The following is a 15,985-nucleotide window of genomic DNA, read 5'->3' as shown; positions in this document are numbered from 1 at the left end:
ATTGAATTAAATATGAAGATAATTGCCATGATTCCCGCACGCTATGCGGCAACCCGTTTTCCGGCCAAACTGATGCAGCCGCTGGGCGACAAGACCGTGATCCGGCATACCTACGACAATACCGTCGCTACGGGCCTGTTCGACGAAGTGATGGTGGTCACAGACAGCGACGTTATCTATAAGGAGATCACCGGTCACGGGGGTAAGGCGAAAATGAGTATTCGTTCACACGAAAGCGGTAGCGACCGGATCGCGGAAGCCGTCGCGGATATGGACGTGGACATCGTCGTCAATGTGCAGGGGGACGAGCCCTTTGTCCGCAAAGAACCCCTGGAAAAATTGTTGTCTGTCTTCCGCGGCGGGGAAGGCAGGCAGGTGCAGGTAGGTTCTTTGGTGCAGGTGCTGAAGGAGCAGCGGTTTATAGATGATCCAAACTACGTCAAGGTCGCCCTGGATAAAAATAACAATGCCCTGTTCTTTAGCCGCAGCGTCATCCCCTACCGCCGTGACGCGGCGGCGGGCGTGACCTATTACGAACATATCGGTGTATATGCCTTCCGCAAACAGGCGCTCCTCCAGTTCACCGCCTGGCCGATGAGTCCGCTGGAAGCGGTGGAGAAGATCGAGTGTCTTCGCTATCTCGAGAACGGGATCCCCATGCGGATGGTGGTCACGACCTATATGGGCGTTGAGATCGACACCCCGGAAGACCTCGAGAGGGCTGCTAAACTCCTTTCCTGATTTTTGTGAAAATGCTAAAACGCTGATTCGTTAAATTAGCGCCCGGAGGGCGTTTGAGACGATGTCCCGCGCGCACTCCGATAAACGAACTGCAAAAAAAATGAATCAACCATTATGGGGCATTGACCTCGGTGGCACCAAGATCGAAGGTGTCATACTCGAATCGATTGACAATCCCACACCACTTGTCCGCACGCGCGTGGACACAGAAGCACCGAAGGGATACGACCACATCATCGGCCAGATTGCAAGGCTGGTGGCCAATATGGAGGAGCAGTCCGGAATGAAGCCGACCGCTGTCGGAATCGGCACTCCGGGTGTCCTCGATCCCACCTTACAGACGATGAAGAACTGTAATACCGTTGCCCTTAATGGTAAGCCGCTGCAAAAAGATCTTGAGAAAAATTTGCAACTCAGGATCGAGCTGGCCAATGACGCCAACTGTTTTGCACTGGCTGAAACGCACTGGGGCGTTGTCAAAACGTCCGCGCCTAACGCGAAGATGGTTTTTGGCGTTATCATGGGCACGGGTGTCGGCGGCGGGATCGTGATAGATGGAAAGATCTGGAGCGGACGGCACGGTATCGGCGGGGAATGGGGTCATAATTTCCTCGATGAGTCGGGTGGACCCTGTTACTGCGGCAAGTCCGGCTGTGTGGAAACGGTAATCTCCGGACCGGGTACCGAACGCTACTACGAAAAACTCACCGGCCAGCGGTTAAAGCTGAAAGAGATCGTCAGCCGCCACAAGGAAGGCTCCGATCCCGCGGCCACAAAAACGATCGAGCGTCTCTGTCATTTCTTTGGCAAAGGGATCTCTGTTATTACGAATCTGCTCGACCCTGACGTGCTGGTCATCGGCGGGGGTGTAGGGAATATCGACGCCCTGTATACCGAAGGCCCTGGCCCAGCTGGGGAAGTTCATTTTTAACAATGGCGTGCAAGTGCCCTTGCTGAAGCCCAGTCTCGGAGACAGTGCCGGGGTCTTTGGGGCTGCGGCACTGTTTGCCGTAGGAGCCGACGATTCCGGCGGGGCGGTGGCCCGTTGCCCCAGTATGGTAACATTCCCTTAATTTTACGGCTCAATTTTAATATTTTATGAAGCACCGTAATTTTAAGATGGTAGGATATGTGGTCTATGGCAGGGGATGTTTCAACCAGCTCGATGAAATTCTGACACCCCAGCGCAAGGGGGATGCTCCGATGGTTTTTTTACTCGATCATTTTTTGAAAATAGTCCTCTGGTCCGCCGCATCCCGCTGCGGGGTAAGGACCAGCTGATCTTTGCCGACGTCACCTATGAACCCAAGACCTCTTATGTGGACAAGCTGGCTTCCCAGCTGAAACAGGAATTTGGGACCGTCAGCGGCATCGTGGGGATTGGAGGTGGCTCAGCTATGGACCTGGCCAAGGCGGTTTCGCTGATGATGACCAATCCCGGTTCATCGGCAGACTATCAGGGTTGGGACCTGGTAAAGCTTCCCGGTGTTTATAAGGTTGGTATCCCGACACTTAGCGGAACGGGGGCAGAAGTATCCCGTACGACCGTCCTGACCGGCCCGACCAAGAAGCTTGGGATGAACTCCGACTATACGCCTTTCGACCAGATCGTCCTCGACCCCGAACTGACGGCGGGAGCCCCTGTCAATCAGCGTTTTTATACGGGTATGGACTGCTATATCCATTGTATCGAAAGCCTGACCGGCACCTATCTGAATGAGTTTTCCAAGTCATACGGTGAAAAGGCCCTGCAGCTCTGCCAGGGAAGTCTATGTGAACAAGGACGTATGGGACGCCGATTCCGATGACAAGCTGATGATGGCCTCCTATGCCGGGGGCATGAGCATTGCCTATTCTCAGGTAGGGGTGGCGCACGCGGTCAGCTATGGCCTGGCTTATCTGCTGGGAACCAAGCACGGCATCGGCAACTGTATCGTTTTTGACAAGCTGGAGGAATTCTATCCGGCTGGTGTCTACGAGTTCAAAAAGATGGTGGAAAAAAACAAGATCGATATCCCCCAGCACATCACAAAAGGTCTTACCGACGAACAATTCAATACGATGATTGACGTTTCTCTGGTGATGAAGCCTTTGTGGGAGAACGCCCTCGGAAAGGACTGGGAGAAGATCATGACCCGCGACCGGCTGAGAGCGCTGTACGAAAAACTGTAAATGAAGAATTTTTCCGTCATAGGTGCTGGCGGCCCCCGGGCCGGCGGCTGGATGGCCTGGATGCTCATCGTCCTGTTTTTTATGGGCGTGATCGCCTGTACGAAGACGAAGTCGTCTACGGTCAACAATCCCAATACGCCGCTGCAGACGCTGGTCAATACGGATACCAGCCTGACCCTGTTCCACCACCTGCTGCTGCGGGGCAATGACGTGGCCCTGCTGGCCGACGATTCCGCGACGATCCTGATCCCGACCAATAATGCGCTCCGGCAGGCAGGCTACCCCGAAAGTATAATCGACTCCGCGAGCTCCGCGGTAGCCGACCGGCTACTCCGGTACCAGTATCTTCCTTCGGGGCTGGCTGCGGACAGCGGCACGCTGACGGCCAATCCTACCCTGCTGGGCTCGCCCATTTATGCGGAACGTCTGGGCGGGGTTATCGTATTCAACACCACTTCCTATACCGCCTCTGGCACTCCGCGGCAGGTGGGTAAGGCGAAGGTATATTTCCTCAATTCCACGCTGACGCCGCCGGTAGACTCCCTTCCGGAGCTGTTGTTCCAGGATACCAGCCTGAGCTTTTTGCCGCGGCTATCTACCGGACCAATTTCTACGATTCGGCCATCCTGCCGGGCGGAGCGAGCTATACACTGCTGGCCCCGAACAATAACGCCTTCCGCAATGCAGGATATGATAGTGTTGGCGCGATCGACTCGGCCAGTTACAGCGCGGTGGTCCAGCTACTGGCCAATCAGTTCATAAAAGGGACTTACTTTTCTTCGCGGTTCCCCGCCAGTGTACAGCGTGTACAAGGGAGCGACCTGATCGTTTCGTATAGCGGCGGGATGCCGCATTTTACTACTGCCGGGAATCCCAATCCTGTGAATCTGTTGTCTGTGGATCTTGTGGCGGGTCCGGATCTGATCTTACATTATTCCGACGGGTTACTTTCTCCATAGGTTGAAGACGTGAACCACGTGAACCGTCCCCTGTGTGTCCCACCGTCCGGCCGGGGAGGTTCGGGCGCGGGACCCACGAACCACGCGTGAACCGTTACCCCGCGCTTCCCGCCAGGGATGGTGAACCACGCGTGAAACCGCGGGACAGTAGGCTTTCTTCGCGGGCGTGAATCGCGGAGACGTGCCGGGCGACTGACCCCCGAACCTGGTGTAGTTGAGCCATGGAAGAGAGTTTGCCAGAACGCCCGGGATCGTTATTTTTGACCTATGCTCAACCTGAATGATATCAAAAACCTGCTCCAGCACAATAAGATCACCGATTTTGTCAAGCTGAACAAGCTAACCCCGCGCGACATTGCCGAGTTCACCAACCGACATACGCAGTGGGCCGTGAAGCTGTTCCAGCATCTGGACCCAAAACACGCGGCGAAGGCATTCAAGTTCCTCCGCAAGAGCAAGCAGGAGATCATCATCAAGGCGCTGCCGGAAGAAAAGGCGGCCGAGCTGCTCAACGCCATGCAGCCCGATGACCGGACCGCATTTCTGGAAGAGCTGCCGGGTAATTATGTAAAAGAGCTGTTAAAGGTCCTGACCCCCGAGCGGCGGGCGGAGACGCTGGAACTGCTGGGCTATGAAGAGGGCAGCGTGGGCCGGCTGATGACGCCGGACTATGTGTCCATAAAAACCAACGAGACCTGCCAGGACGTACTTGGCGTAATCCGGAAACGCGGCCAGGCGACCGAGACGCTCAACTGGCTGTTCGTAGTCGATGAAAAGGGGTTTTGATCGATGATATCAATATCAAGGATTTTCTGATCGTCGACCCTGGCACGCTCGTGGCCGAGATCATGGACTACCAGTTCATAGCGCTCAACGTAAACGCGGCGCAGAAGGAGGCCATCAAGGTCTTCCGAAATAACAGCCGGTACGCGCTGCCCGTGACCGACGACAACGGGGTCCTGCTGGGCATCGTTACGCTGGACGACGTCCTGAGACTGGCGGAATCCGAAGGCACCCGTGAAATACAGAAGATCGGGGGTTCCGAAGCGCTCGACGAACCCTATACCACCATTTCTTTCGGCAGCCTGATAAAAAGCGCGCGGGTTGGCTGATCATCCTCTTCCTTGGCGAGATGCTGACGGCGACCGCAATGGGTCATTTCGAAGGAGAGATCAGCAAGGCCGTGGTCCTCGGCCCTTTTTATCCCGCTGATCATTTCCAGCGGGGGCAATTCCGGCAGCCAGGCTTCCTCCATTATCATCCGGGCGATGGCGCTCGGGGAGATCAATTTCCGCGACTGGTGGCGGGTAGTCCGCAGGGAGATCCTTTCGGGGCTGGTGCTGGGCACTATCCTTGGCGTCGTCGGATTCCTGCGTGTTTTCTTCTGGCAGGAGTTTCATTTCTACGACTATGGCCCGCACTATCTGGCCATTGCATCCACCGTGTTTTTAGCGCTGATCGGCGTCGTTATGTGGGGGACCCTTTCGGGCAGTATGCTGCCGCTGTTACTGAAAAAATTAGGCGCAGATCCGGCGGCATCTTCGGCGCCCTTTGTGGCTACGCTGGTGGACGTGACCGGACTGATCATTTACTTCACGGTCGCTTATATTGTTATGCGGGGGACGCTGCTCTAGCGTCCTGCCGCCGGGTCACGTGAACTGCCGCCGGCACCATGCGGGCCCGAGGCCCCGATCGACTAGTAACTCATTTCATCCAGCTTGACTTTCCCCTTAAAAGTCCAGAAAACAAAGGAAGTATATAGCCCCACGAGGGGCGTTCCTACCAGCGCCATGATCAGCAGGATATGCATGGTCCGCGCGGAAGACGCAGCGCTGTAGATGGTAATGCTGTTCTCCGGCCGCAGCGGCGAGTAAAGCAGATACGGAAAAACCTCCAGTGCCACCATGATCAGCAGCAGCGCGATAGTGACCGCCGAGCTGACAAAAGCATACCGGTATTTTCCGACTTTCACCTGTCTCGGAATATTGGCGATGGACAGCGTCATGAGCAGCGGGATAATGAAATACACCGGATGTCCCTTGAAAAAGTCGCTCAGGTGTGGAATATAGAGCAGGGTGTACAGGGTGGTGATCACAAAACTCACGACAAAGAAGACGATAAAGTTATTGGCCAGGACGTGCAGTTTTACGAAGAGGCGGTTCTCGGTCTTCATCGTAAGGAAGATGGCGCCGTGCATCATGAACAGCGCGAGCGTGGTGATCGCGACGAGTATGGCGAAAGGATTGAAAAAGGAGAGCCAGCTGCCTGCAAACTCCTGGTGCTCGTCGAGTGGCAGTCCTTCCACGACATTGCCGAGCATGAGTCCCAGCGAGAGGGAGATGACGATGGACGCGACGCAATAGACGATATCCCACGACTTCCTCCACCAGGGCCAGGGCTCCTTGCTTCGGAATTCGATACTCACGGCGCGGAAGATCAGGCCGACCAGAAAAACCATAAAAGGAACATAGAAAGCGGAAAATATTGCGGCGTAGGCTACTGGGAATCCGGCAAAGAGCGCCCCGCCGCCGATGACCAGCCAGACCTCGTTGCCGTCCCAGATGGGCCCGATGGCGTTCATGGCGATCCGGCGGCTTTGTTCCTTTTTCAGAAAGAGGTGGAGCGACCCGGCCCCGAGGTCGAAACCGTCGAGGATGGCATATCCGCTGATCACCGCGCCAAAAACGAGGAACCACCAGGTCGTGTAGTCAAGTCCGAGGAATGTTTCCATATTCAATATTTTTGGTCCGTCCGGCTGGACACCCGGTCAATGTTCTCCGGCCGGTTCGTGTTCCAGCAGCGGATTGTCCCGCCGGGCTCCCGATTCTATCTCCTCTTTCGTTCCATAATCTACGGGTCCGTGCTGGATCTTCCGGTTGAGCAGGAACAGGAAGAGGGCAAACAGTACGATATAGACAATGGTAAAAAGGATCAGCGAAAAGATGATCTGGTTGGCCGTGACGGCGCGGGACAAGGCGTCCGAGGTTCGGAGCAATCCGTATACCACCCAGGGCTGCCTTCCCATCTCAGCGGTAAACCAGCCCGCCTGATTGGCTAGCTGGGGCAGGAGCACGCTGAATGCATATACCCAGAGCAGCCAGCGGTACTCGAACAGTTTCTTCCTCCACCAGAGCCAGCAACCGAGAAGGGATAGGCCGATCATTGCGACGCCCGCGGCAACCATAAGATGATAGAACTGAAATACCGAATTGACCTGTGAGGGGCGGTCTTCGGGTCTAAAAGCCCGGAGCCCCGGTATCGGCGCCTGGAAATCGCCGTGAACGAGGAAGGAGAGTCCGCCAGGGATCTTTACTCCGCTGGTAGTCTCGTTTTTCTTGTCGACATAGCCGAAAAGGTACATATCGGCCCGGGCCGAGCTGTCGAAATGCCCTTCCATCGCGGCGAGCTTGGCCGGCTGGTAGCGGGATACGCCGTCGGCGCTGCGGTGGCCGATGAACAGCTGCATCAGCGAGAAGATCGTCACTACGACCAGGGATATTTTGAATGTCGGGCGGGCGATCTCTTCGTGTTTTTTGTGGAGGAGATACCAGGCGTTCACGCTGAGGACCATGAAGGCCCCGGCGAGTATGGCGCCGACCCATACATGGAGCATGCGGTCTACGCTGGAAGGGTTAAAGACCATTGCCCAGAAATCGGTTATCTCTGCCCGGGCGTTGAGGCCTTCGCCGACGATATGAAAACCCGCCGGCGTCTGTTGCCAGGAGTTGGCAACTACGATCCATACCGCGGAAAAAGAGCGAACCAAAGAAGACCATGATGGTCGAGAAGAAATGTACGCGCGGTCCGACGCGGTTCCAGCCGAAGATAAGGATCCCGAGAAATCCCGATTCCAGGGCGAAGGCGAAGATACCTTCCGCCGCCAGGGCGCTGCCGAAGATATCGCCGACATATTTCGAATAAGTAGCCCAGTTAGTACCGAACTCGAATTCCATGATGATCCCGGTGGCGACGCCGATTCCGAAGATGAGTGCGAAGATGCGGATCCAGAAGCGGACGGCCATTTCGTAGATGCGGTTGCCTGTGCGGAGGTAGAGGCCTTCGAGGATGACGAGCATTAGTCCCAGACCAATGCTGAGAGGGGGATAGATGTAGTGAAAACCAATAGTGAAGGCGAACTGTACTCTGGCTAAAATTTCGACATCCATAGCTTTTCCGGTTTATCGCCGCCGGAGGCAATTACGCACCAGCGGACTTTACCCGTCGGCGCCACGCGCCTGGCGGACTTTACCCCGCAGGCGCCATGCGCGCAGCGGACATTAGATTCGGCGAAGCAGGCGTTATTTCTTTTTGTATACGGGGACATTGCTGCATGCCTCGCCATATAGAATGCTTCTCACCACGGGACGCAGGAGCCTTGCTATTTCCATATAGGCAAAGCCTTCTATGGAGAGGTCTCCGCATCCCTTTACAATAACCCTTTTATCAATGAATTCGTTGATATTTATCGAACGAAGGTTGGTGAGAAGAGCCTGCTGCAGGGCGGCCTGTCTGTCGCCGAACACGATATTTTTTGCATACGGTTCAGCGGCCACGGCAACGAGCATATAGGCCCAGGCGGGAATGATGGCGTCCGCCGTACAGGTGACGGCGAGTATCTTGTCCTGATAGGACGCCCAGTCGACGGACTGCAGCGCGGCGCGAAAATCTTTTTCTTTCAGGATCATCTCCATGAACAAAAGAGGCTTCAGGTCGAAGACGACGATCTCTTCCCGGGGATAGTAATCTTCGAGGTCCAGGTTGAGTAACCCGCTTTGTGCCACTTTATTGATGATCTCTTCGCTCACAGTACAAAGATATAACAAAAAAAGACCCCGCGGGTTGCGGGGTCTTTAGACTTATGCGGAAGAAATTTTAGTAAAAATTACCCCTGTTGTCCTTGATCGTAGCAATCTTGCGGAGTGCGTCGATCAGTCTGTTCTGCACTCCGTAGCGCTGTTGCTGTTCCTGCATGAAGCGTTGCTGCTGGATGTCGGCTTCCGCATTGGAGAGTGCGCTGACATTGTCTACCCGGACAAAGTATACTCCGCTGGTTCCGCTGATCGCTGGGGAAACGGGCTTGCCGGCCAGCTGTTTGTCGAAGGCGGTGCCGATCACTTTGGGTTCCTGGCCGGCGCCGTTGGGCAGGTAGGGAGAATTGAACCGGAGGCTGTCGGCCGTCTGGATCTGCTGGCCGGACGCGCTGGCTACCGCATCGAGGGAAGCGGGGCTGCCGAGTTTTTTGGCGATCTGTTCGGCCTTCTTCTGGTTGCGCAGGATCGGCTCTATCTGGGCTCTTGCCTTGGCAGGCGACATGGTCCCTTCCTTATTGATCTCGGTTACGATGGCGACAACATATTTGTCTTCCACCGGATAAGGATCGGAGATCTCTCCGAGATTGGCGCCATAGATCCATTTGACCAGCTCGCGTTTGGTACCTAGTCCCGGAATTGTGTATTCGGCGGGAGTGATATCGGGAGCCAGTAATTTCTGCAGATGGCTTTTCTCCACATTCTGGTCGAATGCCTTGGCGTCGGTGCTTTCAGCCCTGAACTGGCTGGCGAGACCGGACGCTGCCTGGTCGGTTTCCGGGCTTGGTTCGATCTTCCTGCTCAGGTAAGCTATCTTGTAAGAAGGTTCGAAATCCTTCTGATCCATGATCTCTATATAATGGTATCCGAACTGACTTTTTACGACGCCTTTTTCACCCTTCTTGCCGTTGAAGCAGAAGTCGGCAAATTCCTTTACCATGCGGTCTGCGGTGAAATAACCGAGGTCTCCGCCTTTTTCCTTGGAACCGGGGTCGTCGGAAAGTTTGGCGGCGACGCTGTCGAAGCTTTCGCCTTTTGCGAGCAGGGTCTTGATGCTGTCGATCTTCTTTTTCGCGGTGCTATCATCCATAATGGGCTGGCCTGTCTGGGGGTTGGTCGTTGCAACCAGGATATGGCGCGCGCGAACGGAATCGGGAAGCGTCTTTATATCTATGAGTTTTGCGACCGTATAGCTGCCGGCGTCCAGATAGGGGCCGTACGTCTGTCCCTTCTGCAGGGCGAAGATGGAGTCTTTATTTGGAACCTGTATCCGGGCTTTTCCGATGTAGCCGTCGAAATAGGGCTGCTGGCTTCCGACGCGGTTCAGGAAGGCCTGGGGATCGTCCGCTTTTGCAAACTGAGCGGCGAGCTCGGAGAGCTGGTCTTTCAGGCGGGACGAATCTTTTGAGCTGGCGGAAGCATCGAAGGTCACGTAGGCGATACTACGGCTCTCTTCCTGTTTGTACAGACTCTGGTGTTTGCTGATATAGTCCTGGATCTCTCCGTCCGATATTTTGATAGCACTGTCAGAAACCGTAAAGTAAGGAGTATTGACGTAAGATATTTTCGCGATCTGGCTATTGTCGGCGTTCGCCTTTTCGATCATCCATTTCGGAACGTAAGAGCTGTTCGCCATCAGGGCCATATATTTTTCGCGGAGACGCATCTTGATGATCTGGGGAACAGATTCTTCGAAGAAGCTGCGGGCCGCTTCATAACGCTGGTTGTCCGCGCTACGTTTGGGTCCGGATTTATAAAGGGTCCTCAGCTGGTTGATCTGAGCCGCAGCTGCCTGATTGTCGAATATTCCGGTCTTGGGATCCGTGAAGGCCCTCTTGACATCGGGGATAGCGTTGGCGCCGACGAGCATATCATTTACTTCCTTGTCGCTGACGTCGAGGCCCAGGGCCGCATAGTCGTCAGTGAGTAGCGCGTCTTCCACCATCTGTCTCCAGACGGACTCTTTTACATTCTGCTGCATGGCTTCGTTCATGGGATAGCCACGCATCTTGGCCTGCTCTTCGGCCGACGTGATCTGGCGCTGGAAATCTGCGATCCCGATGTTTTTTCCATTGACAGAACCAACATCCGACGATTTGTTACCGCTAAAGAGACGGGTAGTACGGGCATCCATGAAGATAAAGCCGATCAGACTCAAGGCGATTACACCAAAAACTAACCACGCTGCTCTCTCCCGTATTTGCTGAATAATTGACATAGACTAGTTGCTTCGATTATTTTACATCTCACCCCTGCATTATAATATTATGGTATTTTGGGGCAAAATGGATGGCGAAGATAGGGGAATTGGTATTATGAACAAAATGTGGAAAAGGGTGTTAAAAGGGCTTCTGTTCAGCGTTTTAAAGGCAGGACGGTATGAAATTTAGCAGACGGGAGTGCACTGGCGGCTTTTTGAAGAGTTTGTGAAACATTTGCGTGAAACTGTAATCAACAGGCAGTTATGAATAACTTTGCAAACCGGTGGAAAAGCCGGTTTTTGCCGGCTCGGATTCGGGGGATAGATGGAAAACAACTTTTGTTGGGTCGGATGGCGGGAGAGAGGCGGTGTACAATTCAAGGTTTATTCCACGGCAGCTGACATAGGAGCATCAAAATAGTTTTCCGGAGCCCTTTTTCATCCACAGAAGTGGAAAAGCGGCCAAAACAGGCATCCAAAAAGGAGATACGATTGTTAAGTAAATGTGGAATACGGTGAATAACTACGTAGTTTTCTAATTTCAAGCTGTGTTACGAAATTGTTATCCACGAATCCACCGAGATAATAGTAGTAGATTATTTTTATAAAATATTTATTATTAAATACTATGGCAGATATTAACATTGAAACAGCGAAAAGGAATTTGACCAGCAACGGCTTTTTGGATGTATCCGTTTCGCCTGAGCTGGATCTCTTTCTCGAGATCGAAAAATTGAAGAAGGAGAAGAATGCGATCATCCTTGCGCATTATTATCAGAATTCGGATATCCAGGACGTCGCGGATTATCTCGGCGATAGCCTTGGCCTGGCGCAGCAGGCGGAAAAGACCACTGCCGATCTGATCGTTTTCGCCGGCGTCCATTTTATGGCGGAGACCGCCAAGATCCTCAATCCCAACAAAAAGGTCGTCCTTCCCGATCTCAGGGCGGGCTGTTCGCTGGCGGACTCGGCGCCGGGATATTTGTTCAGGGCATTTAAGGAAAAGCATCCGGATCATATTGTAATCTCCTATATCAACTGTTCCGCAGAGGTAAAAGCGCTGAGCGATATTATCTGCACTTCTTCCAACGCACAAAAGATCGTGGAAAGTATACCGAAAGAGCAGAAGATCATTTTTGCACCCGACCGCAACCTCGGGGCATACCTGATAAAGAAGACCGGGCGGGATATGCTTTTATGGGATGGAGCATGTATGGTACACGAGATCTTTAGCCTGGAGAAGATCACGAAACTAAAGATCCGTCATCCGGAAGCAAAACTGATCGCGCATCCCGAGTGTGAAGAACCGATATTGCGGCTGGCGGATTTTATAGGTTCCACGACGGCGCTTCTCAATTATACGAAGAAAGACGACTCGAAGGAATACATTGTTGCCACCGAAGCCGGCATCCTTCACCAGATGGAGCTGGCGTCCCCACAGAAGAGCTTTATACCCGCTCCCCCTACCAACAACTGTGCGTGCAATGACTGCCCGCATATGAAGCTTAATACGCTTGAGAAGCTATACCTGTGTATGAAGTATGAAGAGCCTGAATTGTTGATGGATCCCGGGCTGATGGTTGCGGCGAGAAAACCGATAGAAAGGATGCTGGAAATCAGCGCAAAATACGGGCTATAGATATAACTAGTTGATTATCAATTATATAAGCCCCACATCGTAGATGTGGGGCTTTGTTTTACTATCGTCCCATGAAAACCATCAGTATCTGAACATCGCTTGGATTGACGCCGCTGATACGGCTGGCCTGTCCGAGTGTTCTTGGTTTGATCTTTTTGAATTTCTGGAGTGCTTCGTTGGAGAGGGATGAGATCCGGTCGTAGTTGAAATTTTCGGGTATGAGAAGGTCTTCAAGCTGGGCCATCTTTGCGACGAGTTCTTTTTCCTTTTCAATATATACGTCGTACTTCACCTGTATCTCTGCTTGTTCGAGGGTCTCGGTATTGTAACCGTTGAGCGCTTCTTTGAGTCGGGGGATAGCAGTTGACATCGAGTTGAGGTCGATGTTGGGACGAAGCAGGACCTGAAGCGCTTTTTGTTTTTGAAGCAGCGCGGCTGAATTTTTTCCTTCAGGTATTCGAGGGACTCCGAAGGTTCGAGTGAGAAGTCTTTGAGGACTTCTTTGATCTTTTCTACTCCCTGCTGTTTTTGGATCGTTTTCTCCATTCTTTCCTGCGACGCCAGACCGAGGCGATAGCTCGTTTCGGTGAGGCGGAGGTCGGCGTTGTCCTGTCTCAGGAGTGTCCGGAACTCCGCGCGGGAGGTAAACATCCGGTAGGGCTCGTCGGTTCCCTTGCTGATCAGGTCATCGACCAGTACTCCGATATAGGCTTCACTTCTCTTAAGAATGAGTGGTTCGAGCTGATTGATCTTTTGGTGGGCGTTGATACCTGCCATCAGGCCCTGGCAGGCTGCTTCTTCATAACCGGTGGTCCCGTTGATCTGTCCGGCGAAGAACAGGTTTTCAAGGGGCTTGGTTTCGAGTGAGTGTTTCAGCTGGGTTGGCGGGAAATAGTCATACTCGATGGCATAGCCGGGACGAAATATGCGGACGTTCTCGAAGCCGGGTACCTGGCGAAGCGCCTGGTTTTGGACTTCTTCAGGGAGAGAGGTGGAGAAGCCGTTGACATAAATTTCGACCGTATTCCAGCCTTCGGGTTCTATAAAGAGCTGGTGCCGGTCACGTTCGGCAAACCGGTTGATTTTGTCTTCGATACTAGGACAGTACCTCGGCCCTACCCCTTCGATGCGACCGGTATACATGGGACTCCTGTCGAAGCCGGTCTTGAGAATGTCGTGAACGGTCTGATTGGTATAGGTGATCCAGCAGCTGCGTTGCTGTTGTGGTTTGGGAATGTCCAGGTAGGAGAAGCCGACTATTTCCTCGTCCCCTTTTTGTTCCTCCATTTTGCTGTAGTCGAGGCTTCGTCCGTCAATACGGGGAGGGGTACCGGTCTTTAGACGGTCGCTTTCGAAACCCAAACTAACGAGCTGTTCGGTGATACCGGTGGCTGCTTTTTCAGCTACCCTCCCGCCCCCAAATCTCTTTTCGCCGATATGGATGACGCCGTTGAGAAAGGTTCCGCTTGTGACTACAACTGCACGGCTATGGATCTCGTGTCCAAGTCCGGTAATTACGCCACAGGCTTTCCCGTCTTTTACGATGAGAGAGTTGACCATATCCTGATAGAAATCTACGTTGGGGGTTTGTTCGAGCATTCCGCGCCACGTGGCGGCGAAAAGCATACGATCGCTTTGTGCTCTTGGACTCCACATGGCAGGTCCTTTTGAGCGGTTGAGCATGCGAAACTGGATCATGCTTTTGTCGGTGACGATTCCGGAGTATCCTCCGAGGGCATCTATTTCACGAACAATTTGCCCTTTGGCGATGCCACCCATAGCTGGGTTACAGCTCATTTGGGCAATGGTCTGCATGTTCATGGTTATAAGAAGGACCCTGGATCCGAGGTTTGCGGCTGAGGCTGCAGCTTCACAACCTGCATGTCCGGCGCCGACTACTATTACATCATATTGAGGAAACATGGCGCAAAGTTACCATAAAAGGAGCCTTCCGGCTTGGGTGGTTTGTGGAATAATTCCGGTAAAACGGCGTTCCACGTGGAACGCCGCTTGACGGGATATATTTTGCGGTTCCCCGCGGAGGGTTGTTTCACGTGAAACATTGATTATCCCGGAAAGTATAATTTAAGGTATTGATCCTCCATCTTCCGCATTAGTTTTTCATCCTGCTGACTTTTATCCTTGTATCCGCAAAGGTGGAGGGCACCATGAAAGATCACCCTGTGTAATTCATTCTTTAAAGTATTCCCAAAAGACCGGGCATTGTCCCTAACACGATCAACACTAATGTATATTTCGGCGTTTATAGGTTGATTCCCTTCGGATAGATCAAAGGTTATAATATCAGTATAGAAATTGTGTTTTAGGTACTGTTTGTTGATCTCGAGAAGATAGTCATCGGAACAAAAGATATACCGGAGCTCCGCCAGCTGTTTTTTTTCTTTTTTGAACAGAGAAGGAAGGAAAGTTTTAAGGCGCAGTCTGTCTCTTAGGGGAACCTCGGAAAGGAAGTGAAACTGGATCGTAGGTGTTGAAGGTGAAGGCATTTCCGAAAATCGTAAGGATATTTGACATAACAAAGATTAATTTTGGTGGCTCATTGGACACCCTCCAGCAAGTATATGGGATCACTCCGGTGAGCCAAAGTTAAGGACAGCCCCCAGCGTACAATGATAAATAACCCCACCAGGGGAAAAATATGAAGAGATTATCTGAATTAGAGCCCGGAACCATTGCAAGGATCCATTCTTTTGAAAAGAACGAACTATTTCTCAAACTTATGGAGATGGGTTGTGTGCCCGGTGAGCTGATAAAAGTAGAGCAGATCGCCCCCTTGGAGACCCTATTTCCATCACCGTGGCAGGCTATAACCTGAGCCTTCGTCTCGATGAAGCATCCACGATCTTTATGGAGGAGGGGTACTAATGAAGATTGGTCTGTACTTCGGCTCCTTTAACCCAATCCACCATGGACATTTGTTGATTGCGAGTTATCTGGTGCAGCATACTGATCTCAAGCAGGTATGGTTTGTAGTGTCACCTCAGAATCCCCTCAAACCCTCGGCCTCCCTCCTGAATGAATATCACCGTTTCTATCTGGTGCAACTGGCTGTAGAGGGCGAAAGCCGATTCAAGGCCTCTGATATCGAGTTCAAACTTCCCAGGCCCTCTTTCACCGTCGACACCCTCACCTATCTTCAGGAAAAATACCCGACCAACGAGTTCTCCGTCATCATGGGTAGCGACAGTTATCAGAACCTCCCCAAATGGAAGAACTATGAGTGGCTGCTTAAGAATTACTCTGTCTATGTATACCGGAGGCCGGAACACGAGCACATCTCACCCTACCCCGGGGCAAAGGATGTCCATATATTAAATGCACCCCTACTACCCATATCTTCCACTGAGATCAGAAAGGCTATAAAAGAAGGAAGGTCCATCCGATATCTGGTACCGGAAAACGTGAGGATTGAAATGGAGAGGAACAGATACTACTTATAAAGAAC

General features: G+C 52.7%; 20 protein-coding genes and 1 pseudogene. 13 read left to right on the top strand and 8 right to left on the bottom strand.

Annotated features, from left to right (window positions below; all coding sequences use genetic code 11):
- Positions 1 to 12 precede the first annotated feature (12 nt).
- The 10 genes from kdsB (at position 13) to ACQ86N_RS44805 (ending at position 5,506) form a co-directional block, all read left to right on the top strand.
- Positions 13 to 741 (top strand): 3-deoxy-manno-octulosonate cytidylyltransferase, encoded by a 729-nt coding sequence (gene kdsB, locus ACQ86N_RS44850; protein WP_431212728.1) that lies wholly within the window; start codon positions 13 to 15, stop codon positions 739 to 741.
- Positions 742 to 841: 100 nt separating this feature from the next.
- Positions 842 to 1,672 (top strand): ROK family protein, encoded by an 831-nt coding sequence (locus ACQ86N_RS44845; protein WP_431212727.1) that lies wholly within the window; start codon positions 842 to 844, stop codon positions 1,670 to 1,672.
- A gap of 167 nt (positions 1,673 to 1,839) precedes the next feature.
- On the top strand, positions 1,840 to 2,022 hold the full coding sequence (locus ACQ86N_RS44840) for a hypothetical protein (RefSeq protein WP_431212726.1): 183 nt from the start codon (positions 1,840 to 1,842) through the stop codon (positions 2,020 to 2,022).
- A gap of 38 nt (positions 2,023 to 2,060) precedes the next feature.
- A complete protein-coding gene (locus ACQ86N_RS44835; RefSeq protein WP_431212725.1) occupies positions 2,061 to 2,549 on the top strand; it encodes an iron-containing alcohol dehydrogenase in 489 nt (162 codons plus the stop codon).
- On the top strand, positions 2,515 to 2,913 hold the full coding sequence (locus ACQ86N_RS44830; protein WP_431212724.1) for a hypothetical protein: 399 nt from the start codon (positions 2,515 to 2,517) through the stop codon (positions 2,911 to 2,913). Before ACQ86N_RS44835 ends, ACQ86N_RS44830 begins: the two co-directional genes overlap by 35 nt.
- Positions 2,914 to 3,675 carry a hypothetical protein gene (locus tag ACQ86N_RS44825; protein WP_431212723.1) on the top strand — a complete coding sequence of 254 codons (762 nt, stop codon included), beginning with the start codon at positions 2,914 to 2,916 and terminating at the stop codon, positions 3,673 to 3,675. It begins immediately after the preceding gene.
- Entirely contained in the window at positions 3,564 to 3,872 is a 309-nt protein-coding gene (locus tag ACQ86N_RS44820; RefSeq protein ID WP_431217853.1) for a hypothetical protein, read from the top strand. The genes ACQ86N_RS44825 and ACQ86N_RS44820 overlap by 112 nt, the downstream gene beginning before the upstream one ends.
- Positions 3,873 to 4,139: 267 nt before the next feature.
- Positions 4,140 to 4,658: a magnesium transporter MgtE N-terminal domain-containing protein gene (locus ACQ86N_RS44815; RefSeq protein WP_431212722.1), complete on the top strand. Its 519-nt coding sequence runs from the start codon at positions 4,140 to 4,142 to the stop codon at positions 4,656 to 4,658.
- Positions 4,655 to 4,984, top strand: a complete 330-nt coding sequence (locus ACQ86N_RS44810; RefSeq protein WP_431212721.1) for a CBS domain-containing protein — start codon at positions 4,655 to 4,657, stop codon at positions 4,982 to 4,984. The genes ACQ86N_RS44815 and ACQ86N_RS44810 overlap by 4 nt, the downstream gene beginning before the upstream one ends.
- Before the next feature lie 45 nt (positions 4,985 to 5,029).
- The gene (locus ACQ86N_RS44805) at positions 5,030 to 5,506 is read left to right on the top strand and encodes a magnesium transporter (RefSeq protein ID WP_431217852.1); all 477 of its coding nucleotides are present in this window, start codon (positions 5,030 to 5,032) and stop codon (positions 5,504 to 5,506) included.
- A gap of 62 nt (positions 5,507 to 5,568) precedes the next feature.
- On the opposite strand, the gene cydB is transcribed toward ACQ86N_RS44805, so the two are convergent.
- The 5 genes from cydB to ACQ86N_RS44780 form a co-directional block, all read right to left on the bottom strand.
- Positions 5,569 to 6,603 carry a cytochrome d ubiquinol oxidase subunit II gene (gene cydB / locus ACQ86N_RS44800; RefSeq protein WP_431212720.1) on the bottom strand — a complete coding sequence of 345 codons (1,035 nt, stop codon included), beginning with the start codon at positions 6,601 to 6,603 and terminating at the stop codon, positions 5,569 to 5,571.
- Positions 6,604 to 6,639: 36 nt separating this feature from the next.
- Positions 6,640 to 7,611: a cytochrome ubiquinol oxidase subunit I gene (locus ACQ86N_RS44795; RefSeq protein ID WP_431217851.1), complete on the bottom strand. Its 972-nt coding sequence runs from the start codon at positions 7,609 to 7,611 to the stop codon at positions 6,640 to 6,642.
- Complete coding sequence (locus tag ACQ86N_RS44790) at positions 7,505 to 8,038, bottom strand: cytochrome ubiquinol oxidase subunit I (protein WP_431212719.1); 534 nt, start codon at positions 8,036 to 8,038, stop codon at positions 7,505 to 7,507. The genes ACQ86N_RS44795 and ACQ86N_RS44790 overlap by 107 nt, the downstream gene beginning before the upstream one ends.
- 132 nt (positions 8,039 to 8,170) lie before the next feature.
- Positions 8,171 to 8,677: a DUF2480 family protein gene (locus tag ACQ86N_RS44785; protein ID WP_431212718.1), complete on the bottom strand. Its 507-nt coding sequence runs from the start codon at positions 8,675 to 8,677 to the stop codon at positions 8,171 to 8,173.
- Positions 8,678 to 8,744: 67 nt separating this feature from the next.
- On the bottom strand, positions 8,745 to 10,898 hold the full coding sequence (locus ACQ86N_RS44780) for a peptidylprolyl isomerase (RefSeq protein ID WP_431212717.1): 2,154 nt from the start codon (positions 10,896 to 10,898) through the stop codon (positions 8,745 to 8,747).
- Between the two features lie 646 nt (positions 10,899 to 11,544).
- Between ACQ86N_RS44780 and nadA the strand changes: the two genes are divergently transcribed.
- Entirely contained in the window at positions 11,545 to 12,519 is a 975-nt protein-coding gene (gene nadA, locus ACQ86N_RS44775) for a quinolinate synthase NadA (protein WP_431212716.1), read from the top strand.
- Between the two features lie 61 nt (positions 12,520 to 12,580).
- Here nadA and ACQ86N_RS44770 read toward each other — a convergent pair whose 3' ends face one another.
- The 3 genes from ACQ86N_RS44770 to ybeY all read right to left on the bottom strand — a co-directional run bounded on the left by ACQ86N_RS44770 (position 12,581) and on the right by ybeY (position 15,026).
- Positions 12,581 to 12,919: a hypothetical protein gene (locus tag ACQ86N_RS44770; protein WP_431217850.1), complete on the bottom strand. Its 339-nt coding sequence runs from the start codon at positions 12,917 to 12,919 to the stop codon at positions 12,581 to 12,583.
- Positions 12,808 to 14,442, bottom strand: coding sequence for a tRNA uridine-5-carboxymethylaminomethyl(34) synthesis enzyme MnmG (mnmG, locus tag ACQ86N_RS44765; protein ID WP_431212715.1), 1,635 nt, complete (start codon positions 14,440 to 14,442; stop codon positions 12,808 to 12,810). The genes ACQ86N_RS44770 and mnmG overlap by 112 nt, the downstream gene beginning before the upstream one ends.
- A 143-nt stretch (positions 14,443 to 14,585) precedes the next feature.
- Positions 14,586 to 15,026, bottom strand: a complete 441-nt coding sequence (ybeY, locus tag ACQ86N_RS44760) for an rRNA maturation RNase YbeY (RefSeq protein WP_431212714.1) — start codon at positions 15,024 to 15,026, stop codon at positions 14,586 to 14,588.
- 152 nt (positions 15,027 to 15,178) lie between these two features.
- Between ybeY and ACQ86N_RS44755 the strand changes: the two are divergent.
- Positions 15,179 to 15,405 (top strand): annotated as a pseudogene (locus ACQ86N_RS44755) (FeoA family protein).
- On the top strand, positions 15,405 to 15,980 hold the full coding sequence (nadD, locus tag ACQ86N_RS44750) for a nicotinate (nicotinamide) nucleotide adenylyltransferase (protein ID WP_431212713.1): 576 nt from the start codon (positions 15,405 to 15,407) through the stop codon (positions 15,978 to 15,980). The pseudogene ACQ86N_RS44755 and the gene nadD overlap by 1 nt, the downstream one beginning before the upstream one ends.
- Positions 15,981 to 15,985: the final 5 nt, after the last annotated feature.

It is taken from the genome of Puia sp. P3 (genome assembly GCF_050632245.1).
Classification (GTDB): domain Bacteria; phylum Bacteroidota; class Bacteroidia; order Chitinophagales; family Chitinophagaceae; genus Puia.
The sequence above is the reverse complement of the archived record's forward strand: the minus strand, read 5'-3'. Positions and strand labels throughout refer to the sequence as shown.